Below are 23,724 nucleotides of genomic sequence, written 5' to 3'. Positions count from 1 at the left end.
GAAAATCGCCACCGAATGTCACAGTAGAACTGCACCCACTCGGTGGCGATTAAATTTATGCAGGTGTAACTGTTTTCAAGTTTTCAGTTGTCAGTGTTTCAACATCGTCTTTGAATTCTTTTGCAGCCGCTTGCAGTTTTGAACTGTCACTCATCATTTGCTGAGAAAGTTGAGTTAACGCCGCTAGTTGCTGGCTATTGAAAGCTGTCAGGCTGTTTACATCTTTGATTTCGCTTACTGCCTTCATTTGAGTAAGCCCCATATCCGTATAAGTCTGCATCGCATTCATTTGCAGTTCTGTCATTGTTTGAATGTTCTTTGCAACCAACTTGTTGAACTTTAAGTACGGTTCAAATTGCTTTTCTGTTTGGTCTGTAATTGTTTTGAAAATATCCGTGTACATAAGTAACTCCTGATGAATACATAGTTTAGTAAATTTGTATAACCATCGTTCCAGCCAACGTTCATCTATAAGCTCGTGATGCTTTGAAAAGCTGATCCGATGTTTTAAGCTTGCTACCGATACCTTAGGGTCTAACCTTCAATACCTTTTAGCAAAACAGCGGTTCCCATTCCTCCACCCACACAGAGTGAGGCAACGCCATAAGTCGTTTTCTGTTCAAGCATTTCATGGATGAGTGAAACAATGATTCGATTGCCTGACGCACCTAGAGGGTGACCAAGCGCGATTGCACCACCATTCACATTGACCTTTGGCTTGAACGCATCAAGCGGTAAATCATGCTGCTCTGACAATTGGTACATTACGCCAAGAGCTTGTGCTGCAAACGCTTCATTCAATTCAAACAAATCTATTTCTTCGAGAGTGAGATTCGCTTTATCAAGCGCTTTAGAAACCGCTTCTACAGGTCCTAACCCCATGATCTTTGGGTCCAAACCTGACTGTGCGTAACTGGTCAGTTCCACTAAAGGTGTCAGGCCATATTTCGCTACCGCCGACTCAGACGCTAAGATAATTGCACTCGCACCATCATTGATGCCCGAAGCGTTACCTGCCGTAACAGTTCCTTCTCGATCGAATGCCGGACGAAGTTTTTGCAAAGCATCAAACGTCGCATCAGACTTAGGATACTCATCGGTATCAAAAGTGACGGTTTGTCTGCGCTGCTTAACTTCTACAGGGACGATTTGACCTTGGAACTTGCCCGCTTCGATTGCGGCTACGGCTTTCTGTTGGCTTTCTAACGCGTAGTTATCTTGTGCGAGACGCGAAATATTTAACGCGTTGGCGATGTTTTCAGCCGTCATACCCATGTGGTAGTGATTAAACGCATCCGTTAAGCCATCACTAACCAGTAAGTCTCTCATTGAGATGTCACCCATTTTGTGACCATTACGAACACTCGCTGGTACCACAAAAGGGATTTGAGACATCACTTCAACGCCAGCAGCAATAACGACTTCAGCATCTTGTGCTTTGATGTGTGCCGCGGCATCCATCACTGATTTCATGCCGCTACCGCAAATCATGTTCACGCCATATGCCGGGGTTTGCTCTGGCAACCCTGCATAAATTGAAGCCTGACGAGCAACCCCCATACCTTGACCTGCCGAAATCACATTGCCGACGATCACTTCATCAATCGCATCTAACGAAAGATCTGCAGACTCAAGCGCCCCTTTGATCGCAACCCCAGCCAATTCACCTGCTGATACATTTTTTAGCGAGCCTGTGAATGCGCCAATCGGTGTACGCTTTGCCGCTACAATAAATACTTTTTCCATTACTTAAATCCCTTCTGTTTCGCTAACTAGTGCATGTACAAGCCGCCATTCACAGACAATGTCTCACCTGTAATGTACGCACCAGACTCACTCGCTAAAAAGCCCACTGCGTCTGCAATTTCAACAGGCGTCGCTAAACGTTTCATTGGGATTTGGTTCTTAATTGAATCAAGAATTTCAGGCTTCATTTGCTCAACCATAGGCGTGCCTGTGTAACCAGGGGCCACAACGTTTACTGTCACGCCACTTCTAGCGCCTTCAGCAGCTAGCGCTTTTGAAAAACCAATCATTCCGGCTTTGGCTGCAGAGTAGTTGGTTTGTCCGAACTGGCCTTTAAGGCCATTGACTGACGAGATATTAATGACTCGGCAGTTACCCTTTTCACACATAGGTGCAAACAGTGGTTGAGTGACATTGAAAAGGCTATTGAGGTTAGTTTCAATCACGTCTTTCCATGCTTCGGCATCCATCTTTTTAAAAACACTGTCACGTGTAATACCTGCATTGTTAACCAAGACGTCTACCGTGCCTTCTTCTTCCAACAACTTGCTTAAGCTCAGCGCACACTCTGCTGTGTTGGTGACATCTAATTCAAACAACCTCACTTGATCTTCAGTAAATTGTTTTTCCTTAAACCACTCCAATGCGCATTGATAATTTCCAGTAAAATAAGTCGCGATCACACGATATCCATCGGCAACTAACTTAGAGGAGATAGCTGAGCCGATACCGCCTTTTGACCCTGTAATTAAAGCAAGTTTTTTCATTAATGGTTCCGTCCCTTACAAGCAATTAAATAACAACGATGTTAATAACATAATGTCTTAGTTGATAATTAAGATTTTCGTTTTCTTTCATTAAACCCTACAACTCAAATACAAAAAGTATTATTACAAATAGAAAATATTTTTGTCTTATGATTAAAAACGTGACTTACCTACCAAAACCCGTGAAATGTTACACACATGTAAACCGATGCAAGGTGCTGATATTAATAAGGTTTATTTAATTTTAACTTTATCATCAAGTAGATAAGTCTTTGTTAATACGAGATAAATCCATATCTCTTAGCTTGTTTCAAGAAGAATGCAATGTAGGAATTTGAAATGATTGATCATGATAATAATAGGAAAGATCTTATTACCCATTAATAAATATTTAATGATGGTTATATATAATCTTCAATATGAATTTCAGGGCAAATAGAAAAAGCCAGTATTATAGGTAGCATAAAAAAGCCCACTCAATCTATGAGTAGGCTTTAGTTAATGTCTTGGAAAAATAGAGTAATTAAAAGTCAGTAACGAATACCCATATTAAATAGTAATCGGTTCCTACTTCGTGAATGTTTCATTAGTCTCTACATCAAGATAAATTTTATTTTCAAGAGACAACCCACCACAATAAATAAAATAAACGTCTCGGTTGCTGTATTTAACTGATTTAACCCAACCGCCTAACTCTTCAAAATCACTTGGGTCGCACTCCCCGTCAGAGATAAGCTTAGCTACCGTGTTGCGGAATTTCTCTTGATGGACCTTCAGATCATCGGATTTAGCCAAGTATGAATCTAATATCTCTCTGTTTTCTTGCTCAGAGATAATCACTTCATCATTAGATAGCCCAGACATTGAAATCCATTCCGCCGTCTGTGGACCACCTTCCTTTAAAACAATATAGTCAGAGATACGAGCCCATTCGCCTTGCTTCTCTAGTAGTTCGACCTTTTCACCCTTATAAAGATAGTCGGTTATCAAACCATCAATTTCGGGCTGCTCGACTACTTTAAGTTTTCTATCCAAAACGTAGAACTCAGTCTGTTCTGGCTCAGGCTGAGGAGTAGTGAGGGATGCAAGGTCAGATTCAGATTGCGGCGCGACTTCAATAGCCGGCGCTTCTTTTTTCTCTGGTGGAGTAGAGTCTTTTTTCATGACGAAGAAGTAGTATGCAGCCCCTCCTCCGCCCAATATTAATAACACAAGTAAAGCGATCAGCGCTTTTTTCATCAAATCCACCAGCTCTTCCGTTTTAGGTATGTTTCAAGTGTACATCAACTCATGTTGCTGCTCATCTATACTCTTAATAGAGAGCGAGTTAAGTAGAGGTAAATCATGAATTTTTTAGTGAAGGTTGTCATTATAAGTGTACCTCTGAGTGCCGATATCGCGTTTGCAGACCATTGTGACCGTGAAAACTGGCAAACACTGTTAGATCGCCAGCTCTCACTTGAAGGACGCTATAATCAATACACTGAAGAATTTAACCAAGTTCTCTTGACCTATGAATCACAAACGTTGCTATCTAAACATTTCAACGAAAAGCAGATCATTGCGCTTTGGGCAAAGTACGAACAAAGATTTAATGTGCAGCTCAATAGTCATATGAATACCGCTTATGATGTATCTGAGGTTCTATTAAAACAGGCGTACATTGTGTCTACAGAACTAGATGGGGCGGAGTCTCTAACGAATTCGTGGCAAACCACAGCTAAACACTGCGCTAAAGCAAGACTACCGCGTCAAACAGAAAGTGCACAAGTACACGTACAAAGCTCACAATCGCTCTCGCAAGATCTTCATACACTCAGTAAAAAATTCCGCCAGCTGTCTTCAAAATACCGAAAAGAAGCAACGATGATAGACGAAGCGCGCCACACAAACCAACCGATAAACGATGTACAAAACTGAAATGATTACTAGGTTTACTCACCTATTCGACTGGAGTTTTCCGAAAAGTATGTTTGACCCTACCCATAATATTCAGATAACTAATTGATCAGCGCCTTTTCAATAAGTTGTAAAACTAATGTGCTAACTATCAACAATGATGTTCATTTTCCGACCAATGCAAGTGAGTATGTGAGATATTCATCACAAAATAGATTTACAAACGCCAGAAAATTGTTATCATGATTATTCATATAACTTAATAACAAGAAATATTTTGGCTAGGTAATATGCAAAAAACTATGGCTTTCAACTGCTTGAGTAACACGGAATGGACTGCAGAGATAAGAGGTAAACTTTTATCTGTCGCTAAACACATGGAAGAGTTCGGTTCAGTAAGTGAGCTAGAGCTATGTAAGATATTTGGAGAGACAATTTGGAATGACGGTGTGGATTATCACTCACATGCATTTTCATTCAGAATCAACGCTCAAACCGGGGATTGTTCAATCTCTAACTTTAAGTATCACTAAGTTTTGCACCTATCATATACGGAGTACCTTTCACGAGGTGCTCCGTTTTTTATTGTTGCGTATCCGCATTCGTCAGATAGCCGTTAATAGCGACCATACTTCCTATTAGTCATAAAATCATTTCTTTTTCAGCTCATTTCATCAGGCAGCGTGTGACCTACCTACGGCTTAGTCGATATAAACAGTTAGTTCGTATAAACAGTTAGTTCATATAAACCGTTAGCTCTATAAACAGTCAGTCCGTATAAACCGGAAGTGGCGCATTGCCTTTCACTTGCCTAATCGCAAGATGGGTATGTATGTCTTTTACGTTGGAGAGTCGCTGCAGCTTTCTGGTAAATGCTTCGTATGCCATCAAGTTAGGGCTGACAACTTCTAACAAGTAATCATAAGCCCCAGATACAACGTGGCAGCTGATGACCTCTTCCATCTCGACAACTGCACTTTCAAATTTATCAATCGACACTTCTTGGTGGTTGTTCAAGCTCACCTCAACAAACACACTCATTGCGATGCCTACCTGTTCTCGTGACAGGCTCACACGATAACCATCAATAATGCCTTTTTCTTCCAGTCTTTTGATGCGCCTCGCGCACGGTGAAGCCGATAAGCCAACTTCATCAGCTAACTCAGCTGTGGTTAGCCTGCCGTCTTTCTGAAGCAACTCAAGAAGATGTCTATCAATCCTATCCATAGCAAATACCAATTATTGGTTAAATTCGTTAATAATTGACAAGATATTAGCAGAAATCATCAACAACAACTTAAGTTAGAACAAAATTTGCCAACCTAAGGCACACCAAGTACCCCATAATTAATCATCATTCACTTTCCTTGTTTATTATGAAGCTTGGCTATTTATCTATTACTGTCACTCTGCTCATCTGGGCGAGCTTTTTCCTTTCTCTTAAAGGCGGCGCAAATTCAGATTTAACACCTGCAGACATCGCACTGACTCGATTCCTCATACCAGCATTGGCGCTATTACCTTTGGTGTGGAAAGCACGTAGCACGATCGCTGCTGTCCCGAATCGATACTTGGCCGGTATGTTTGTGGGGTGCGGGTTACCTTATTTACTCGTTGCAGGAACAGCCATGCAGTTTGTTCCTGTATCACATGGGAGTGCTTTGGTTCCGGGAACACTTCCTCTGTTCGTAACAGGGATCGCGGTACTCTTTTTTAAGCAGCCGCTTAGCCGACACCGTGTCGTTGGTTTAGGTCTGGTTTTGCTTGGGATATTGTTGTTTCTGGGAAGTAGCTTAAGCAACTTCAACTTTGAATACACCAAAGGTCACTTATTGTTTTTGTTTGGCAGCTTGATGTGGGCGACTTTTACCATCTCAGCACGAGTTGCCAATCTTAATGCGCTTGTCAGTGCGGGTTTCATTTCATTCTGTTCCACCTTGCTATTGCTGATTCTTATCTTTACAGGAACCCTCCCTAGCCATTTAATGGATACACCAATTGCTCAATGGCCAGTTACAGAGCTTGCCGTGCATTCTGCGGTGCAAGGCGTAGGTGCAGGCTTAATAGCAGCATTCACTTATCTATATGCTGTTAATACACTAGGAGCAGAACGCTCAGCCGCTTTTGGCAGTGCAACACCCGCTGTTGCAACCTTGTTGGCGATCCCACTGTTCAATGAAATTCCGGATACGATGACTTGGTTAGCGCTTGGTTCAATTTGCATCGGCAGCTTGGTCGCGAGCAACATTTTCATGAGAAACGACCAATCTATGCAGTATCAACCGCCAAGCCATGGCAAAGCCTGATACTGCGTTCAAACCTACCAGCCTAAGCCGTGATTTTAAGAGTTGTAGTACACAGATAAGCCTACAAACGTGGGCTTATCTAAAATCTGCTTTTTCTAAGGTCGCTTCTCCATTAAACTGTCCGACCTTTTTGCTCATCCAAGAGAACACCATGCAACGCGATTACACTTTAACTTGCTTAAACAACATGCCTCGTGAAGAACTAGAAGAATTTAGTTTAAGAATGATTCATCGCCTTGTTCCTGAAGATGCAATGACGGAACTGTTTACGTTCGAGCAGGAAGAAGTGGTCAGTGAAGAGCGTATGCAGTCAGCGAAATTTGATGCGATGTTGCGAATGACAGCAATCGCGCTGAGTGAAGTGAATCTTGCGTTTAGTGATTCGGATAACTCACAACAAAACATCGAGCGCATGACTCGACTATTGCTTTGGCACTTCTATGCAATGTCGTTCAATCTTGAGCAAGCGATCAGCCTTAAAACTCACTGTGACAAGGTCGAGAAGATTTTGTTGAAAGCACCGACAGAAGCATTTGGTTGGGTAAAAGAATTAACAGAGTTGCTGCACTTCTATGCTGAGGTAAATGAAGGCAATAAAGGCAACGAAGAAAACGACGCTAAGTAAAGAGCACTAAGTCACGGGACGAATTGAAAAAGCGCATATTTCCAATTCTTCTTCAAACACTCCAACAAGTTGCTCGCTCCCCCTTGGACAAGTCGTACAGATTCTAAATCGAAGAAAACTACAACACCTGAAATCCGAGGTCTGGTGTTGAGCTAACCAAACGCAAAAGGCCCAATCGACATACCGACTGGGCCTTTTATTTGATGTGTCAAAGTTCTCTCACGAAAGCTCAATCGATTTCAGCTGAGCGAACCATACACCACCAAATTAGAATGCGTAGTTTGCGTCAACAAGTTCGCTTACTTCAACTTTGCTTACTTCTGCGCGAGCTTCAAGCCACTGCGCTACTTGCAGTTGTTCTGCTTCTGTTACTGAACGGTAGCGCTCAATAGAACATAAGAAACCTTCAAACAGCTCAAGGCCACCGCCACCAAAGCACAGACCGATGCTATCGATAAAATCGATGAATTCGTCAATAAACACATCGTACTGGTCAAAATCAGCAATCGAAGTCGTGCAGCTTACTTCAAAACCTAAAATAGCGAATTCACCTAGGTATAATTTCTTGCGTAGGCGACGATTTTTGTTTTCGATTTTATCTAATTTCATAACTGTCTCTCTTTTCGTTTGATAAAGCATTTATACACAGTTCCTCGTTAATTCCCAAGAGTTTTGTATTACACGAGAGGCTTAACGGGAAAAATCGTGCTGCAGAAACAAAACCTTAATCAAAACTATAAAAATCTGTCACTTAACTGCTTCACGATTGGTCACACATTGAACCAACTATTAACTCATTAGAAATAGCTTGGTTACACGTGAATAACGAATAATAAAGTCAGCCAACAGGAAGCAGTCCCGATGAGCAAGGAAACATTTGATAGCACTCGTTTTAACAAGAGTAACAACAAGCCCTTCGAAGAAGTTCTAGATGCGAACCTTTCAAGAAGAAACGTTCTGAAAGGCGGTCTTGGCATCAGTGCAATGACCGCCTTTGGCGCATTTGGTTTAGCGGGTCACAGCACGGCTAACGCTACGACAATGCAAGCAACGGGCGCGCACAAAAGCACCGCAACACTTGCCTTCGAATCGGTCAAAGGCTCTTTGACAGACAGTGTCGTTGTACCAAAAGGCTATACAGCGCAAGTATTGGTTCCTTGGGGTACTCCACTCAACAAGCAAGGCAAGGCTTGGTTAAAAGATGGAACCAACAACGCACAAGACCAAGCTAACGCACTGGGAATGCACCACGATGGCATGCACTTCTTCCCGCTTGATGGCAACAGTAACGACGGCTTGTTGGTGATCAACCACGAGTACATTGACCAAAAAGCACTGCACGCTAATGGCCCTACATACAATGAAGGCGCTCGCCCTAACATTGATGAAGTACGTAAAGAGATCAACGCGCACGGCGTGAGTGTGGTGCGCATCAAACTTGAAGGCAATCAATGGATAATGGTGGATAACGATCCACTTAACCGCCGCTACACGGGCGCGACCGTAATGGATCTCTCTGGTCCTGTTGCTCACAGTGAATTTACCAAAACCAAATTCTCACAAGACGGCAGCCAAGCTCGCGGCACGCTGAACAACTGTGGTAATGGCTACACACCATGGGGCACTTACCTAACGTGTGAAGAGAACTGGCCGGGTTATTTCGTGAACAAAGGCGAGACAACGCCAGCACAAGAACGTATTGGTATCGCAACCGATAAAACACGTTACGGTTGGGATACGCTTTCAGGTAACAAACAAGAACGCTTAGACGAGTTCACGCGCTTTGACGTGACACCAACAGGTGAGTCAGCAATGGATGACTACCGTAACGAAGCACATGGTCACGGCTACATTGTTGAAATCGACCCATACACAGCGAACTCTCGCGCTAAGAAACGTTCTGCACTGGGTTGTTTCCGTCATGAAGGCTGTACGTTCGGTAAGTTAACCGAAGGCGAGCCAATCGTATTCTACTCTGGTCACGATTCTCGCTTTGAATACCTGTACAAGTTCGTTTCCGAAGAAAAGTGGGATTCACGTGACGCACAGCCGAGCAACCGTCTAAGTGCGGGTGATAAGTACATGGACAAAGGCACATTGTATGTGGCTAAGTTCAACGATGACGGTTCAGGTACTTGGCTACCACTGACTCTGAGCAGCAAGACTACAAAAGGCGGTAAGCTAGGTGATTCATTTGATTCTCAAGCGGCACTTATCGTTAATACAGCAGGTGCAGCCGACCTTGTAGGCGCAACCCCTATGGATCGTCCTGAATGGTGCTCTGTTGACCCAATGACAGGTACGGCTTACCTAACGCTAACTAATAACAACAAGCGTAAAGAAGCGAACTCTGCGAACCCTCGCGTCGACAACAAGTTCGGTCATGTTATTCGTTGGGATGAAGGTAAAACCGCAAGTGAATTCGATTGGGATATCTTTGTCTTCGGTTCTCCAGCAGTGGAAGACAAGTCAATTAACCGCTCAGGTCTAACAGACATGAACCAATTCGCTAGCCCTGACGGCTTAGCGTTTGATGCTCGCGGCATTTTGTGGATTCAGACAGATAACGGCGCAGACGAAGTAACGGGCTACACCAATGACCAAATGCTGGCAGTGGTTCCATCTCAGTTAACGGATGACAACGGTAACAGCGCAGTGATTGATGCAAACAACCAAGCACAGCTTAAACGCTTCTTTGTGGGTCCAAACGGTTGTGAAGTAACAGGCTTTACCATCAGCCCAGATTTCAAATCGCTATTCGTAAACATTCAACACCCTGCTAACTGGCCATCGTCTGAAGATGCAACGGCACAAACTCAAGGCAATGTTCGTCCAAGAGCATCTACGGTTGTGATTCGCCGTGAAGACGGCGGTGAAATCGCGGTTTAATACGCAAATCTAGCTAAGATCAGCAATCTTACTGTTATCTACTTTCTGTTCGCTAGCTAAGTAAAATCAAAAAGAGCGATAAGGCTAAATGCCCTATCGCTCTTTTTATATTCTATTCAATCTTGGATTTAAGTAAGAATCTGAGCCTTCAGCTCATCATTTTCCCAAAAGCCATACCAAGTACGCGTCACCCTCGAGAAGGAGGAACGACTGAGTCGGGGATCTCTAACCGTTATCGTTGATCGCAATACCGTTAATCACAGTTAACTCACGAACAACCACACACCTACGCCCATCATTAATGTACCTGCAATACGGTTCATCAACTTCACATTGTCTGCCTTACCTAGCATATGTTTTAAGCTCTTACCGCCAGTAGCGTAGAGAGTCATACACACGAACTCAGAAACCAGAATAATAGACACTAAAATCAACAACTGCGGGGCTAAATCTTTATTACTGTTAATAAAAGGAGGCAATAACGAAATCATGAACGCCCAGCCTTTAGGATTTGCGATTGCCGTTACGAAGCCCTGAACCACCAAATCCCAATCATTGCTGACTTTGGTTGTTTGGTTATCAGTGCTGATCGCTAATTTTCCTCTCGAACGCCACATCTGAACACCTAAATAGAACAAGTAAGCTGCACCCACAAACTTGAAACCCGCAAATAACCATGGGTAGTTCAACATAATAGATGCAATACCCAATACCGCGGCAATGGAAACCACAGCGACACCGGCCAGTTCACCGATCATCATCCATAATGTACGTTTGTATCCAACACTCATTCCAAGTGTCAACGCCAAAGTCATACACATTCCGGGCGTGATTGACACAAAGAAAAACGTGGGAATAAAAGCCCAAAGTAGTGCGCTATCCATATTATTACCTTACTGGCTTATTTTTATTTAGTGGCTTTTGCTTCTTGATCGGACTTGAAATGAAGCGATGTTGAAACGAAATAATGAAGACAATAACCAATATTGCGTACAATACAAACAAAAAGAGCCACATAACAGTGGCTCTTTTCAATCACCAACCGTAATTACTTACGACGGTTTTTAATTCGCTTCATCATAGTCAAACGACGTTCAGCGCTTGCTTGATCTTGTGGTTCTTCGTTCGCGTTGTTCTTACGACCCTGACGGTTTTTGTACGCCGATTTAGTGTTCAGCTTCTCGATGTAAGCATCACGTTTCTTCGGTTCATAACCCGGTTGTTCAACACGGCGAATACGTTGTTGAATCAGTTTTTCAACTTGAACAACAGTCAGCTCTTCTTCGCGGTTAACGAAAGATATTGCGTGACCTTGTTTACCAGCACGGCCTGTACGACCAATACGGTGAACGTAATCTTCCGCAAGGAAAGGCATGTCGTAGTTAATTACGTGCGGTAAGTCCTCGATATCAAGACCACGAGCCGCAACGTCGGTTGCTACCATCACACGTGCTCTGCCTTCTTTGAAGTCATCTAATGCGCGACGACGAGCGCTTTGCGCTTTATCACCGTGACAAAGTACCGCTTTAATGCCGTCAAGCTTGAGCTCTTTAACTACATCGTTTGCTGTTTCTTTGTAGTTCACGAACACAAGAACCTGACGCCAGTTTTTACGGCCAATAAGCTCAGAAAGTAGCTCTGTTTTACGCTCTTGATCCACTGGGTACACCACGTGACCAACAGTTGCAGCCGTTGAGTTTTCACGCTCAACACTGATACGTTTTGGTTTACGCAGAATATCAACGGACAGTTGGTTTAACTGAGTTGATGTTGTTGCTGAGAACATCATGATTTGCGGTGATGTTTCTACATCCAACATGATCTTGCGAACGGCATTGATAAAGCCCATATCAAGGATACGGTCAGCTTCATCAAATACTAGAAATTCTAGGTTTGCGATAGACACGTTACCCGCTTCTAAGTGCTCTTCTAAACGGCCAGGTGTTGCAACCAAAATATCCACACCCAGCTCTAGTTGACGAACTTGTGAAGACATCTTGTTACCACCGTAAACCGCAGAAACGCTTAGTTCCGTGTATTTAACGTAGTCTTTAATGTTTTGAGCGATCTGCGCAGCAAGCTCACGAGTTGGAGCAAGAATAAGGCCGCGAGCCGTTCCTCTAGACGCCTTTTTACCGCTGTTCAAAAGGTGTTGGATAACAGGCAATGAAAATGCCGCTGTTTTACCCGTACCGGTTTGAGCAGTAGCAAAAATATCATGGCCTTTACGAGCCATTGGAATCGCTTTTTGTTGAATTGGAGTGAGTTTTTCATAACCACACTCAGTCAACGCTTTGACTAATTCAGGAGCAAAACCTTGAGAGGAAAATGACATTGTTACGGGTTCCTTAAGCAGACAGCCTACATTCTTATTTCAGCCGAGCACTATAAAGTAATTAGAGTGATTTATCTCACATTTATCGTGATATAACGCAAACTTTCTCATTTAATCTGGTGTTTACCCCGCCTTCAACGAGGTAAACACCAAGATCCTTGATTCAAACAGCAAAAACAGGGCTATTTGATGCCACACAGCTTGAGTAGAATCTGCTCGAGATCGCTCCACGGCATGAGCTGCGAGTCGATCACTTCCAGTCGAGACTCAAAGCCATCCAGTGTAATTTCGTTCACAGACACGACTTGATTCGCCACATTGAATGCGTAGCAACCTTGGTCGGTGTTCACTACGGCTTTTACACGTTCAGCCGTCAGATCCGACAGCATTGAGAACAACGCATCAAAATCAAATTTGTGTTCAGCGCCAAACAACCAGCCACAACTAAAGTAGCCTTGCCCTTTATTCTCTTTACGGATAAACGCTTCACCGGGAGGCAGTTGGAATTGAGGCTCTTGTTCAGCGTGATCGTGATGGTGTGCTTCAAGATGAGAGGAAGCACTGCCGTAAACCCTTTCAATGTCCAACACTTCCAATGGCACCTCACCATCGTGAATCAGCTTATGGAATACTTTTGCGGGTGTTTGATCCGTCACCCAATCATTGAATGCGTCGATATCTTCAGAGTGAACCAAATCTACTTTGGTTCCGATAATCACGTCAGCACTATCTAATTGATCATTGAAGTTCTGATTAGACGTATATTTCTCAATCGACAGATTTCTTGGGTCAACCAAACCTAGCGTCGCTTTTAGGTCAACGTAAGGTGTGTATTGCTCTGAAGTCAGTGTCGCAATCACTTGTTTAGGGTGACCAAGCCCTGTAGGTTCAATCAATAAACGGTCCGGCTTCTGGCGCAGCAAAGCATTAATACCCACTGACATAGGCACACCAGCGGTACAGCACATGCAGCCACCCGGTACTTCTTTAATCAAAGCACCTTGATCTGTCATCAATGCGCCATCGATGCCAATTTCCCCGAACTCATTAACCAGAACAGCCCAGTTTTCATTCTCAGGTTTATTTTTCAGCAGGTTCAAAATAGCTGTCGTTTTGCCAACACCCAAGAAACCCGTAATTATGTTTGTAGGAACTTTTTTGGTCATATCAGTTCTCCTTTTTAAGGAGTATATACACAATCACGGAGAAATTGACCCCAATCGCTTGTTTATACGGAGAATGATTTAAGCCAGATGTAGTATGAGTGTCATTAGAAAGGGGGGGGAACGATGAAAAAGGAATGCTCCAGACGAACTAAAGGCGTACTTACTCAGTACGCCTCACCCTCGTTACTCAATCGTGAGTTCGCGAATCAGGAAGCCTTAAATATCGACCTGAACATTTAACGAGGAACTAAAACTTTGTTTCTGAATCCATCCAAATTGTGTGTAAAACCTCACTTCTCCTTGCGGTTCGTTATGTTGCTTTACGATTTAACTATGGTTCATTTTTGGGGATATTCAAGCCACAGCCATAGAATCGATCAAAATTGTGACAGCGATTCCACAATTATCCATCGACTCCATTTATGTAACACGTACATTCCATAAATGAAATTCAACTTTTCATCTTTGTTGCTATAGGATATGCAGAGGACGCGTATAATTTATGACAACCCGGCCTTAACCCATTCAGGAGCCTTATCTCAATGACCAGAAGAGAGAAAATTAAGCAATCCTTATTAGCCAAAATGCCAAGGGATACTATTAATCAATTTCTCTCAAGAGATAAGACCCCCGCTTCCGTTCTCTTTCTTTCTTGTATTGTAGGTGTACTTGCTGGCGTAGTGGGTACCTATTTCGAAGTCGCGGTTCATTTCATCACAGAAACTCGTACCGACTGGCTTAAAGATGAAATCGGTAGCTATTTACCCCTTTGGCTTGCCGCTTTCCTTATTAGTGCTGCATTTGCCTTTATTGGTTACTTCCTCGTTCACCGCTTTGCTCCAGAGGCTGCAGGCTCAGGCATCCCTGAAATTGAAGGTGCGATGGACGGTATGCGCCCTGTTCGATGGTGGAGAGTATTGCCCGTAAAATTCTTTGGCGGTATGGGCGCATTAGGTTCTGGTATGGTTTTAGGTCGAGAAGGACCAACCGTTCAAATGGGCGGCAGTATTGGTCGCATGGTCACCGATATCTTTCGAGTCAAAGATGACGACACTCGCCACTCACTATTAGCTTCGGGTGCCGCAGGTGGTTTAGCCGCCGCATTCAACGCACCACTAGCCGGAATCATGTTTGTAGTCGAGGAAATGAGACCACAGTTTCGCTACTCACTCATTTCAATCAAAGCCGTCATCATCTCGGCGGTTTCAGCCAATATTGTATTTCGTTCGATCAATGGCCAATCTGCCGTTATCACAATGCCTCAATACCAACCGCCTGAACTGGATGCTCTGTGGTTATTCCTGTTGTTAGGCGTGTTGTTCGGCCTGTTTGGTGTGATTTTCAATAAGCTGATTACGCTTTCCCAAGACCTTTTTGTGGCAATACACAAGAATGACCGTAAACGCTACTTAATGACAGGCTCCCTATTGGGCGGTTGCTTTGGCTTATTGCTGCTCTATATACCGGAGTTGACTGGCGGTGGTATTGGTATCATCCCGAATATCACTAATGGCAACTACAGCGCAAGCGTGCTGCTGTTAATCTTCTTAGGGCGCGTGCTCACCACGCTACTTTGTTTCGGCTCTGGTGCACCTGGAGGTATCTTTGCACCAATGCTTGCCCTAGGAACACTCTTTGGATACGCGTTTGGGCTTATCGCGGCGGCATTCTTCCCTGAACTGAACATAGAGCCGGGTATGTTTGCGATTGCCGGCATGGGCGCCTTATTTGCCGCCACCGTGCGAGCGCCTATCACTGGCATACTGTTGGTTATTGAAATGACCAATAACTACTACCTCATCTTACCGTTGATCATCACCTGCTTGGGCGCTGTAATCATTGCTCAGATGTTAGGTGGTCAGCCAATTTACAGCCAACTACTTAACCGCACGCTGAAAAACGAAAAACTAAGACAGCAAGATCTCCCTCAGCAAGAGGAAGTTCGTTAATTGCATTGAAAACGTCAGTTCAAATGTGGGACTTAAACGTAACTCGTTAAGTTCCACTAATACAGTCAAGTTCCACGGATACATGAGCAAACCCAGCTCAATATTTATAGAACACTCAAGAAAATCAAAAACACTTTCATCGCGCTTTATATATCAATTTCGAATCAAAACCTTAAAAGCAAACGTTAAACTTGCTATTATCCACGAAATTATTTACATGCCTAACAACACCGATTGTGAGCATGACTGAACGTTTTGATTAGAGTATACGTTCTACATTTAACTGAGTGGAGCAAGTCGTTGAACTGGAGAAGATTAACCCAAGTAAAAAATGTTCCACCATCTCAGGCGTCTTTAGCACTTGGCGTTATCGGGCTGGGGCAAGCTTGGGCATTATATCTGCCAGGGGTTGGTGAGATCATTCGACCTTACCTTGCTGCGTTTGGCGCACTGTTATTACTGCCCGTTTTACTTCGTTACATCACCAGTTTTGATACTTTCATCAATGACATTCGCCATCCACTTAGCGGAAGCTTAATGGCGCCGATGAGCATGGCGTTATTGATTCTATGTGACTATCTCGCCGAGATATCTCCAATAATCGCCTATCCAGTCTGGTTCTGCGCGTTGTTGTTGCATTTTACCATGATGGTGTTGTTCTTTAGTTTCCAGATCCTCAATTTCAAAATGTCGAACATTGTGCCGAGTTGGTTCCTGTATCCCGTGGGGTTAATCAGCAGTTCCTTAGCAGGTACACAGTTTGGACACACAGTTTTTTCAGAGACACTGGCGGCCACTTGTATCGGTATCTATTTCCTCATGCTGCCAGTGGTGTTGTATCGCTTGGTGTTCGAAGGAAACCTGCCACGCCGAGCAAGACCAACACTCGCTATCATGGCGGCTCCGGTTAACTTATCTTTAGCCGCTTACTTGGTTAACTTCGACAACCCAGACCCGATTCTGACAGGCGCATTGGCTGGCATTGCTATCACCATGACACTGCTGATCTACTTGTGTTATATCCGCCTAATGCGTCTGAAGTTCCAACCTTCAATTGCTGCCGTCACCTTCCCATCCGTGATCAGCGCTATTGCCATGCATCGATTAACCACGTTTTTCGGCGAGGAATACCCACAATGGTATTGGCTGCATAAATTCGGCTTCTTTGAATTAACCATCGCGACCATCCTAGTGATTTGGGTGGCAGGTGGTTATGTAAAAATGTACTGGCCTGAGTTTTTTGATTCTGATGACATATCCAAAAAAGTTAAGCGTTCTTAAAACGAACGCCAGAAGATCTTACCTTGGTCACCCCCTACTCCAATATCCAATGGTCTCTCGCTGGACAAACCAAACGAAAAAAAGACCTCACACTGTGAGGCCTTTGAATAGGCAAGGAGTTAATAGATCAGGCGACTACGATTAGAAATCAGCGTGAGGGCCAAATACTTCGTAGTGTACGCGTGAACGATCAACTTTAAGTGCGTCTAACTGCTCAACGATGTACTTCATGAAACCAACTGGCCCACAAATATAAAAGTCACTTTCAAGGAAACTTTGAGTATTAGAAAGAGGCGCTAAATCCATTGGGCCCTCGTACGTATTTTCGCACTCTAAAGTTCCCTTATTCATGTACCACGTTTTCGCTTCCCAGCCTTTGTCGGCAACAATGTCTTTAACTCGGGTAGTAAAAGAGTGTTGACCAACATCTTCACATGCATGAAGGTAAAGAACAGGTTCATTTTTCTGTTCGCCGCTTAAAAACTCAAGCATAGATTGCATCGGTGTTACACCTACACCAGCTGAGATCAACGTGACTGGCTTGTTACGCTCTTGATACATGAAGTCACCCGCAGGTGCGTATAGGTTTACCTCTTGACCAATAGAAGCATCATCATGAAGATGGTTAGAAACCACCCCTTGTGTCTCTTGACCATGCCCTTCGCGCTTAACCGAGATTCGGTAATATTTACCGTTAGGTTTATCTGATAGTGAGTATTGACGCATTTCCTTATACTCTGCGCCTTCAGGATGCACTTCGATACCGATGTACTGGCCTGGCGTGTAATCCAGAACGTCACCGCCATCTTTTGGTTGTAAGATAAAGCTTGTAACTAATGCTGACTCTTCGATTTTATCTGCAATCACAAACGTACGTGCAGCTTCCCAACCACCTACTGCATGCTTACGTTGTAGGTAGAGGTCCGCTTCACGGTCGATAAATACTTTCGCTAAGAACAAATAAGCTTCTGTCCACGCTTCTTCCACTTCCGAAGTAAACGCCGCTGTCGCCAATTCGCGTAATGTTTCAATCAGGTGGTGACCAACGATTTGGTAATGGTCTGGTTGAATATTAAAGCTTGTGTGTTTCTGTGCAATACGCTCAACCGCAGTGGTTAACGCTGCTAGGTTATCAATATTTTTAGCATAAGCCGCGATAGCTTCAAACAGTGCCACACCTTGGCGACCTGTTCTTTGGTGAGTCATATTGAAGATATCTTTCAACTCAGGGTTATGTGTAAACATACGTTGATAGAAGTGTTGAGTTAAAGCAGGGCCTGCGCTTTCTAAAAGAGGAATCGTCGATTTGATGATGTTGATATGTAGATTGTTTAGCATTGATTTACTCCGAACACTTAGTCTTTTGACCTTTCATGTCAAATTGACTAATTTTATTTAAAGATGACTTTATATTAATTCTTTCTCAATGAGCTCTTTGGCTACTATTTTTATGAGAATTACGTGGGCTGATAAATTCGCATTAATTGATTCAAATCAATGATAGGTCAGTTATTCAGTCATATAGACAACACGCAATGGACACACTGCACAAACGATGCCAACATGCGAAAGCTTGTTGTGCCTAGCATTCCTTCAAAAAACCTCTTCAAACTTTAGTCAAAAAGACCTTTTTTTTATGTCATAAAGACTCTACCATGTATGAAAATACAAACAGTATGAGCCCTTTATGCAAGATATCTCAGCATCCACTCTCATGGAAATGACCATTGGTTTAGCCAGCGGTGTGAACGATCAAGACCGTTTCAATCGCTTAATCGATGCCATTCGTAAAACCATAACGTGTGATTGTGTCGCACTTTTAAGCCTTCAAGGTGACACGCTAGTACCCATCGCAATGCAAGGGCTCAGTCGAGATACATTCGGTCGCCGCTTTATTATTTCAGAACATCCGCGTTTTGATGCGATTTGTGCATCGCGTTCTCCAGTTCGTTTTGATGCGGATAGCTCATTGTCTGATCCTTTCGATGGCTTACTGATCGACCACGATGGCGATTTGCCCATGCATGCCTGTATGGGTTTGCCTCTTCTATTTGGTGACAAATTGTTAGGGGTACTAACCCTCGACAGCCTAAAACCTGATGTCTTCGCGAATATTCCGGCTCGGAACCTAGAAGTTCTCGCCGCTATTGCTGCCTCTACGATGCAAATGGCGATGACTTTCTCGCAACTTGAACATCAAGCAAAACAGTCAAAGCAATTACTGGAAGAGTTGAATGTTGAAGCGTGGGAACGTGACGGCGGCGAATTGATTGGTAATAGTGACACCATGGTCGCGCTTAAAAACGATATTGCGGTTGTCGCACCCTCTGAATTTAATATTCTGATTCATGGTGATACTGGTGTTGGTAAAGAGCTCGTTGCTCGTACCCTGCACCACCAATCCCAGCGTAAACGTAATCCGTTGGTCTACGTCAACTGTGCTGCTATTCCTGAGAACTTGGTAGAGAGTGAACTATTTGGTCACGTTCGTGGCGCGTTTACTGGTGCAGACAAAAACCGCTTAGGTAAATTTGCTTTAGCCGATGGCGGCACACTATTCTTAGATGAAATTGGTGAGTTGCCTTTGGCTGCACAAAGTAAGCTATTGCGTGCACTGCAAAACAACGAAATTCAACCTGTAGGCCAAGACAACATTCAAACTATTGATGTTCGTGTTTTAGCTGCAACCAACCGAGACTTAAAGCAAGAAGTTGAAGACGGTCGATTCAGAGCTGATTTATACCACCGACTGAGTGTGTACCCTATCGCAGTGCCAGCTCTGAAAGACCGAGGTGACGACATCAGCTTGCTAGCAGGCTTCTTCCTAGAACAAGCACGTCGTAAACTCGGTATCAACCAAGTTAAATTCCGCTCTGATGTACTGGTATTTCTAAACCGTTACGGTTGGCCAGGTAACGTACGTGAGCTTGAACACGTTATCAGTCGTTCAGCACTAAAAGCATTAGCTCGTAGCACTAACAAAAATCTCGTGACAATCACTAAAGAAGATTGTGGCCCACTCGACCAAGATCAACCTATAGCGACGACACAGGTAAAAAACACACCGTTATCAACACCAACGATCGACCTATCCGCAGGTTTACGTGGCGCTACCGATGATTTTCAACGCAGCATCATCACTGAGGTGTTGGAAGATGCCAACTTTAACTGGGCGCAAGCAGGGCGAGTTCTGAAAACAGACCGAGCAAACCTGACTCGACTGTCCAAACGTTTAGGGCTAAATGTGGCGAAGTCTCACACGATCGAACGGACAAAATAGATATTAGCGGTTTGTTGCGAGCATCTGACAAAACTTGTGTATATAATGCTGCAAATTGTAACGCTAATTTTAAAGATGTAGAGAGATTTATGAAGTTTATCCGTTGGTTCTTAGGTCGCGTCATCTTGCTGTTGAATTTTGTTTTCAGCCCACGCGGTGTGAAGCGTTCTCAAGAAGAACAAAGCAAAGTGAACGAGCAGGCAAAAACGCACACGTTGTACCAATTCGAAGCATGTCCATTTTGTGTAAAAGTGCGACGTTCGATGAAACGTCAGTCAGTTCAATTTGAACTTCGTGATGCAAAAAATAATGAACAACACCGTGCAGAGCTTGAAGCTGGCGGCGGTCGTGTGAAAGTGCCTTGTCTACGTATAGAGAAAGACGGCAAAACTGAGTGGATGTACGAGTCTTCAGATATCGTATCTTACTTAGAGAAACAGTTCGCATAAGCGGAAAAGCAACACAAGCCAAATACAAAAAATCCCTCTTCATGAGGGATTTTTTATGTCTGTAATCGATACGCTCTTTCGATTCAAAAAATCAAGCTTCTCGCATCTATTTCGACACAATCAGCATCAACTCAACACGGCGGTTACAGGCTTTACCTTGTGCTGAAGCGTTGTTACATGCAGGAACGTACTCACCAAAACCGCGGGTGTAAATAGCACGACTCGAAACATAGTTACTTTCTAAGCGAGCTTTCACTTCTTTTGCGCGCTGTTCAGAGAGCGGATCATTAACACGATCACTGCCTGTATTATCCGTGTGTCCTTCGATGACGACATCAATGTCTTGGCGTCGAGAAAGATAGCTGCCTAACGTGTCCAACCAATGGTTGTAAGCGGGTTCAGGAGATGTCGAACCTGTTTTAAAGTTCACATGCTGTACAAGCTTTACCATCACATGGTTGCCAGGTAAAACTTCAAAATCGATACGGTTTTGTCTTAAAAAGACTTCCAGTGGATCATTGGTCGAAACACCACGTCCGTAGTTAGTAGTAATAGTTCCTTGCTGATGAGTGGTTTGAACCACCCCCCATTCAGGGTACATAATGTCGTAATCAGTTTTCGGTGCAGTTTGTAACATATCCTCACCGAATAACCCTGTTGGTAACGTAGTTTCGCACCCAGCCAAAGCTATGCTTAACATTATCGCTAAATATCTCATTACTTCACCAACCACTTATGTAGATAAACCATTCACTAATGTCTATATCGGCACTGAGAGAAAAACTTTAGACAAAAACTTTATACGAAAAGAAAGCACGTCCAAAAAAAGTGTTTTTGATCACAGTTAACCGTCAACTCGCCTGTCATCGCCCGCCAGTTCCAACTGTTTGCATTTATTTACCTTATAATTGTTTTCCAATTCGTACTAAATAGTTAGAATCTCACGACTTCTCAACGCTAGAGCAAACATTATGTTTAAACCATTTACTAAATTCATCACAGCACTTGCTGCCGTACTGATTATCGCGGGTTGTAGTGAAACAGACGAGCCACAGAAAGGCGTTCAATACGAAGCGCTGCCTACTGCTCTAACTGAATTTAACCTGACTCCGATCACTGAAATCTTCTCTCTAAATTGTGGTCACTGCCGTCAAATGGAAAGTGCAATTCCAGAGATCGAATCTCTAACGAACCAAACTATTGGCAAGATGCACGTTACGTTCAATGAAAGTGCTCAAATCAGCGCAATGATCTACTACACAGCAGTGATGCAACTTGAGGCGACACCTGACCACGCATTCATGGACGACCTATTTGGTGCGGTTCAAATGGGTGCAGATGCAACTCCTGAACAACGTCAACAAGCTCTAGAGACTGCGTTCACTTCTCGCGGTCTGGTTAGCCCATACCAACTGAACAAAGAACAACAAGTTGCTCTATTTGACTACGTTAAGAAAGCAGAAGAGATCTCCGTAAAAGGTCAAATCAACTCAGTACCAACATTTATCATCAACGGTAAATACCAAGTACTGACAGCAGGTCACCAAGATGTTCAAGGTATCGCAAAAACGATCAACTACCTTTTGACTCATCCGTAACGGCTTTTCTCTATAAAGAATCAACAATAAATAGGTTTTACTATGTCTAAATTTATCATCCCGGTCATTGTCTTTATTTTGGCTGGCTTCATGATCTACCGCACTTGGATGAACCATAAATCTGGCGAAGAAAATATCGAGCAAGGCCAACAATTCCTTATCGAAAACGGCGCTAAAGATGGGGTTGTAACGACTGAAAGCGGCCTTCAATACCTTGTACTTGAAGAAGGTACAGGTACAGAGCACCCAACGAAGAACAGTAAAGTGACGGTTCACTACCACGGTACTTTGCTTGATGGCACAGTGTTCGATAGCTCTGTTGAGCGTGGTGAGCCAATCTCATTTGCTCTTAAACAAGTGATCAAAGGCTGGCAAGAAGGTTTGACTTACATGGTCGAAGGCCAAAAAGTTCGCCTGTTTATCCCAAGCCAATTGGCTTACGGTAAAGGTGGTTCAGGCCCTATCCCACCATCAGCAACTTTGATTTTTGATGTTGAGTTAATCTCTATCAAATAATTGAAGAGACTGATTTAAGCCCCAACATACGAGCTATGTTGGGGCTTTTTTATATGTGAACGTTTGAATAGTTGAAGCCACTTTTGCAACGACGAAATATACCTTCAAAAGCTAACCTCTTCCGAAATGACACCCCAGAGAATAGAAAGAGCAAATAACACTATCGAAACCCAACAACTAGACGACTGGTCTAATTTAACTTATAGTAACACCCATGAACGATAAAATGAACGACACACGCCTGCATGTTTTAGATGTAGGCTATCAACTAATAGTGAACAACGGCTTTACGGGCGTTGGCTTGTCGCAATTGCTTAAAGAAGCAGATGTTCCAAAAGGATCGTTTTACCACTACTTTAAATCTAAAGAGCAATTTGGCGAGGCTCTGATCCAGCACTATTTTGAGACCTACATCAGCAGAGTTGAAACTATTTTGGTTCATGGTGAAGGCAACCATTACCAGAGAATTATCAGTTATTTCACTCGATGGTCACAGATTGAAAACGGTACCTGTAACGCTCATAAATGCTTAGTAGTTAAGCTCAGCGCCGAAGTGTCTGATCTTTCTGATCCTATGCGCCAAGCTTTACTAAAAGGGGCTGAAAAAGTGACCTCTACGATACAACACTGTGTTGCTGGTGGTATTGAAGATGGCTCCATTAAGGTTGAAGACAGCAAAGAAACCGCTCAAAATCTATATTCTATGTGGTTGGGCGCAAGCTTATTGAGCAAACTAAGCCAGAGCTCACGCAGCTTAGAATCAGCTTTAAACCTAACCCAACAGATTTTAAAAGGTAAAAACTAACCACGTACTGTGTTTAGTTTTTATTAACGACAGATAACCCGCCCTCTTATCAATTTGATGACGGCGGGATTTTTAGATAATAAGACTAGACGACTGGTCTAATTCTAAATATA

Annotated in this window: 23 protein-coding genes; 12 read left to right on the top strand and 11 right to left on the bottom strand. The window is 43.4% G+C overall.

Annotated elements, in window-relative coordinates; all coding sequences use genetic code 11:
* Window positions 1-55: 55 nt before the first annotated feature.
* The 4 genes from Q5H80_RS17155 to Q5H80_RS17140 form a co-directional block, all read right to left on the bottom strand.
* Window positions 56-403 (bottom strand): phasin family protein, encoded by a 348-nt coding sequence (locus tag Q5H80_RS17155; RefSeq protein ID WP_304570607.1) that lies wholly within the window; start codon window positions 401-403, stop codon window positions 56-58.
* A gap of 131 nt (window positions 404-534) precedes the next feature.
* Window positions 535-1,746 (bottom strand): acetyl-CoA C-acetyltransferase, encoded by a 1,212-nt coding sequence (locus Q5H80_RS17150; RefSeq protein WP_304570606.1) that lies wholly within the window; start codon window positions 1,744-1,746, stop codon window positions 535-537.
* Between the two features lie 26 nt (window positions 1,747-1,772).
* Window positions 1,773-2,513: an SDR family oxidoreductase gene (locus Q5H80_RS17145; RefSeq protein WP_304570605.1), complete on the bottom strand. Its 741-nt coding sequence runs from the start codon at window positions 2,511-2,513 to the stop codon at window positions 1,773-1,775.
* Between the two features lie 567 nt (window positions 2,514-3,080).
* Entirely contained in the window at window positions 3,081-3,761 is a 681-nt protein-coding gene (locus Q5H80_RS17140; RefSeq protein WP_304570604.1) for an SH3 domain-containing protein, read from the bottom strand.
* Window positions 3,762-3,857: 96 nt separating this feature from the next.
* Here Q5H80_RS17140 and Q5H80_RS17135 point away from each other — a divergent pair, with 96 nt between their 5' ends.
* Together Q5H80_RS17135 and Q5H80_RS17130 are read left to right on the top strand one after the other, a co-directional pair.
* Entirely contained in the window at window positions 3,858-4,433 is a 576-nt protein-coding gene (locus Q5H80_RS17135; RefSeq protein ID WP_304570603.1) for a hypothetical protein, read from the top strand.
* 269 nt (window positions 4,434-4,702) lie between these two features.
* The gene (locus Q5H80_RS17130; RefSeq protein WP_017062621.1) at window positions 4,703-4,945 is read left to right on the top strand and encodes a hypothetical protein; all 243 of its coding nucleotides are present in this window, start codon (window positions 4,703-4,705) and stop codon (window positions 4,943-4,945) included.
* A gap of 235 nt (window positions 4,946-5,180) precedes the next feature.
* On the opposite strand, the gene Q5H80_RS17125 is transcribed toward Q5H80_RS17130, so the two are convergent.
* Window positions 5,181-5,639 (bottom strand): Lrp/AsnC family transcriptional regulator, encoded by a 459-nt coding sequence (locus Q5H80_RS17125; protein WP_009845472.1) that lies wholly within the window; start codon window positions 5,637-5,639, stop codon window positions 5,181-5,183.
* Window positions 5,640-5,788: 149 nt separating this feature from the next.
* Here Q5H80_RS17125 and Q5H80_RS17120 point away from each other — a divergent pair, with 149 nt between their 5' ends.
* Both Q5H80_RS17120 and Q5H80_RS17115 read left to right on the top strand, forming a co-directional pair.
* Window positions 5,789-6,718, top strand: a complete 930-nt coding sequence (locus Q5H80_RS17120) for a DMT family transporter (RefSeq protein WP_304570602.1) — start codon at window positions 5,789-5,791, stop codon at window positions 6,716-6,718.
* Between the two features lie 151 nt (window positions 6,719-6,869).
* Window positions 6,870-7,343, top strand: a complete 474-nt coding sequence (locus tag Q5H80_RS17115) for an exoribonuclease R (RefSeq protein ID WP_304570601.1) — start codon at window positions 6,870-6,872, stop codon at window positions 7,341-7,343.
* Between the two features lie 267 nt (window positions 7,344-7,610).
* On the opposite strand, the gene Q5H80_RS17110 is transcribed toward Q5H80_RS17115, so the two are convergent.
* Window positions 7,611-7,952, bottom strand: coding sequence for a YggL family protein (locus tag Q5H80_RS17110; RefSeq protein ID WP_004731398.1), 342 nt, complete (start codon window positions 7,950-7,952; stop codon window positions 7,611-7,613).
* A gap of 252 nt (window positions 7,953-8,204) precedes the next feature.
* Between Q5H80_RS17110 and Q5H80_RS17105 the strand changes: the two genes are divergently transcribed.
* On the top strand, window positions 8,205-10,232 hold the full coding sequence (locus Q5H80_RS17105; RefSeq protein ID WP_304570600.1) for a PhoX family phosphatase: 2,028 nt from the start codon (window positions 8,205-8,207) through the stop codon (window positions 10,230-10,232).
* 263 nt (window positions 10,233-10,495) lie between these two features.
* Here the strand turns inward: Q5H80_RS17105 and Q5H80_RS17100 are convergent, their stop codons facing one another.
* The 3 genes from Q5H80_RS17100 to Q5H80_RS17090 form a co-directional block, all read right to left on the bottom strand.
* Complete coding sequence (locus Q5H80_RS17100) at window positions 10,496-11,116, bottom strand: LysE family translocator (RefSeq protein ID WP_304570599.1); 621 nt, start codon at window positions 11,114-11,116, stop codon at window positions 10,496-10,498.
* 164 nt (window positions 11,117-11,280) lie between these two features.
* The gene (locus tag Q5H80_RS17095) at window positions 11,281-12,567 is read right to left on the bottom strand and encodes a DEAD/DEAH box helicase (protein ID WP_012600498.1); all 1,287 of its coding nucleotides are present in this window, start codon (window positions 12,565-12,567) and stop codon (window positions 11,281-11,283) included.
* 182 nt (window positions 12,568-12,749) lie between these two features.
* Complete coding sequence (locus Q5H80_RS17090) at window positions 12,750-13,733, bottom strand: GTP-binding protein (RefSeq protein ID WP_304570598.1); 984 nt, start codon at window positions 13,731-13,733, stop codon at window positions 12,750-12,752.
* 542 nt (window positions 13,734-14,275) lie between these two features.
* Between Q5H80_RS17090 and clcA the strand changes: the two genes are divergently transcribed.
* Window positions 14,276-15,682 (top strand): H(+)/Cl(-) exchange transporter ClcA, encoded by a 1,407-nt coding sequence (gene clcA / locus Q5H80_RS17085; RefSeq protein ID WP_304570597.1) that lies wholly within the window; start codon window positions 14,276-14,278, stop codon window positions 15,680-15,682.
* Window positions 15,683-15,982: 300 nt separating this feature from the next.
* Window positions 15,983-16,963, top strand: a complete 981-nt coding sequence (locus tag Q5H80_RS17080; protein WP_304570596.1) for a TDT family transporter — start codon at window positions 15,983-15,985, stop codon at window positions 16,961-16,963.
* Between the two features lie 141 nt (window positions 16,964-17,104).
* Here the strand turns inward: Q5H80_RS17080 and hmpA are convergent, their stop codons facing one another.
* Window positions 17,105-18,301: an NO-inducible flavohemoprotein gene (gene hmpA, locus Q5H80_RS17075; RefSeq protein WP_304570595.1), complete on the bottom strand. Its 1,197-nt coding sequence runs from the start codon at window positions 18,299-18,301 to the stop codon at window positions 17,105-17,107.
* A 349-nt stretch (window positions 18,302-18,650) separates the two neighbouring features.
* On the opposite strand from hmpA, the gene norR reads away from it, so the two are divergent.
* Entirely contained in the window at window positions 18,651-20,243 is a 1,593-nt protein-coding gene (gene norR, locus Q5H80_RS17070) for a nitric oxide reductase transcriptional regulator NorR (protein WP_304570594.1), read from the top strand.
* Window positions 20,244-20,332: 89 nt separating this feature from the next.
* The gene (locus Q5H80_RS17065; protein ID WP_065679986.1) at window positions 20,333-20,692 is read left to right on the top strand and encodes a glutaredoxin; all 360 of its coding nucleotides are present in this window, start codon (window positions 20,333-20,335) and stop codon (window positions 20,690-20,692) included.
* A gap of 106 nt (window positions 20,693-20,798) precedes the next feature.
* On the opposite strand, the gene Q5H80_RS17060 is transcribed toward Q5H80_RS17065, so the two are convergent.
* Entirely contained in the window at window positions 20,799-21,392 is a 594-nt protein-coding gene (locus Q5H80_RS17060; protein WP_304570768.1) for an OmpA family protein, read from the bottom strand.
* A gap of 271 nt (window positions 21,393-21,663) precedes the next feature.
* On the opposite strand from Q5H80_RS17060, the gene Q5H80_RS17055 reads away from it, so the two are divergent.
* The 3 genes from Q5H80_RS17055 to Q5H80_RS17045 all read left to right on the top strand — a co-directional run bounded on the left by Q5H80_RS17055 (window position 21,664) and on the right by Q5H80_RS17045 (window position 23,611).
* Window positions 21,664-22,290: a thioredoxin domain-containing protein gene (locus Q5H80_RS17055; protein WP_304570593.1), complete on the top strand. Its 627-nt coding sequence runs from the start codon at window positions 21,664-21,666 to the stop codon at window positions 22,288-22,290.
* Window positions 22,291-22,332: 42 nt separating this feature from the next.
* Window positions 22,333-22,806 (top strand): FKBP-type peptidyl-prolyl cis-trans isomerase, encoded by a 474-nt coding sequence (locus Q5H80_RS17050; protein WP_304570592.1) that lies wholly within the window; start codon window positions 22,333-22,335, stop codon window positions 22,804-22,806.
* Between the two features lie 214 nt (window positions 22,807-23,020).
* Window positions 23,021-23,611: a TetR/AcrR family transcriptional regulator gene (locus Q5H80_RS17045; protein WP_304570591.1), complete on the top strand. Its 591-nt coding sequence runs from the start codon at window positions 23,021-23,023 to the stop codon at window positions 23,609-23,611.
* The last annotated feature ends 113 nt before the right edge of the window (window positions 23,612-23,724 follow it).

The organism is Vibrio sp. SNU_ST1, assembly GCF_030563405.1.
Taxonomy (GTDB): Bacteria; Pseudomonadota; Gammaproteobacteria; order Enterobacterales; family Vibrionaceae; genus Vibrio.
The sequence above is the reverse complement of the archived record's forward strand: the minus strand, read 5'-3'. Positions and strand labels throughout refer to the sequence as shown.

What these genes read in the sequence shown, in the direction of transcription:
- Q5H80_RS17145 (WP_304570605.1), bottom strand. Translation starts at nt 2,513, where the DNA reads ATGAAAAAACTTGCTTTAATTACAGGGTCAAAAGGCGGTATCGGCTCA.
- Q5H80_RS17090 (WP_304570598.1), bottom strand. Translation starts at nt 13,733, where the DNA reads ATGACCAAAAAAGTTCCTACAAACATAATTACGGGTTTCTTGGGTGTT.
- Q5H80_RS17095 (WP_012600498.1), bottom strand. Translation starts at nt 12,567, where the DNA reads ATGTCATTTTCCTCTCAAGGTTTTGCTCCTGAATTAGTCAAAGCGTTG.
- Q5H80_RS17155 (WP_304570607.1), bottom strand. Translation starts at nt 403, where the DNA reads ATGTACACGGATATTTTCAAAACAATTACAGACCAAACAGAAAAGCAA.
- Q5H80_RS17065 (WP_065679986.1), top strand. Translation starts at nt 20,333, where the DNA reads ATGAAGTTTATCCGTTGGTTCTTAGGTCGCGTCATCTTGCTGTTGAAT.
- Q5H80_RS17120 (WP_304570602.1), top strand. Translation starts at nt 5,789, where the DNA reads ATGAAGCTTGGCTATTTATCTATTACTGTCACTCTGCTCATCTGGGCG.
- hmpA (WP_304570595.1), bottom strand. Translation starts at nt 18,301, where the DNA reads ATGCTAAACAATCTACATATCAACATCATCAAATCGACGATTCCTCTT.
- Q5H80_RS17050 (WP_304570592.1), top strand. Translation starts at nt 22,333, where the DNA reads ATGTCTAAATTTATCATCCCGGTCATTGTCTTTATTTTGGCTGGCTTC.
- Q5H80_RS17125 (WP_009845472.1), bottom strand. Translation starts at nt 5,639, where the DNA reads ATGGATAGGATTGATAGACATCTTCTTGAGTTGCTTCAGAAAGACGGC.
- clcA (WP_304570597.1), top strand. Translation starts at nt 14,276, where the DNA reads ATGACCAGAAGAGAGAAAATTAAGCAATCCTTATTAGCCAAAATGCCA.
- Q5H80_RS17105 (WP_304570600.1), top strand. Translation starts at nt 8,205, where the DNA reads ATGAGCAAGGAAACATTTGATAGCACTCGTTTTAACAAGAGTAACAAC.
- Q5H80_RS17115 (WP_304570601.1), top strand. Translation starts at nt 6,870, where the DNA reads ATGCAACGCGATTACACTTTAACTTGCTTAAACAACATGCCTCGTGAA.
- Q5H80_RS17130 (WP_017062621.1), top strand. Translation starts at nt 4,703, where the DNA reads ATGCAAAAAACTATGGCTTTCAACTGCTTGAGTAACACGGAATGGACT.
- Q5H80_RS17060 (WP_304570768.1), bottom strand. Translation starts at nt 21,392, where the DNA reads ATGTTAAGCATAGCTTTGGCTGGGTGCGAAACTACGTTACCAACAGGG.
- Q5H80_RS17150 (WP_304570606.1), bottom strand. Translation starts at nt 1,746, where the DNA reads ATGGAAAAAGTATTTATTGTAGCGGCAAAGCGTACACCGATTGGCGCA.
- Q5H80_RS17100 (WP_304570599.1), bottom strand. Translation starts at nt 11,116, where the DNA reads ATGGATAGCGCACTACTTTGGGCTTTTATTCCCACGTTTTTCTTTGTG.
- Q5H80_RS17045 (WP_304570591.1), top strand. Translation starts at nt 23,021, where the DNA reads ATGAACGATAAAATGAACGACACACGCCTGCATGTTTTAGATGTAGGC.
- Q5H80_RS17055 (WP_304570593.1), top strand. Translation starts at nt 21,664, where the DNA reads ATGTTTAAACCATTTACTAAATTCATCACAGCACTTGCTGCCGTACTG.
- Q5H80_RS17110 (WP_004731398.1), bottom strand. Translation starts at nt 7,952, where the DNA reads ATGAAATTAGATAAAATCGAAAACAAAAATCGTCGCCTACGCAAGAAA.
- Q5H80_RS17135 (WP_304570603.1), top strand. Translation starts at nt 3,858, where the DNA reads ATGAATTTTTTAGTGAAGGTTGTCATTATAAGTGTACCTCTGAGTGCC.
- norR (WP_304570594.1), top strand. Translation starts at nt 18,651, where the DNA reads ATGCAAGATATCTCAGCATCCACTCTCATGGAAATGACCATTGGTTTA.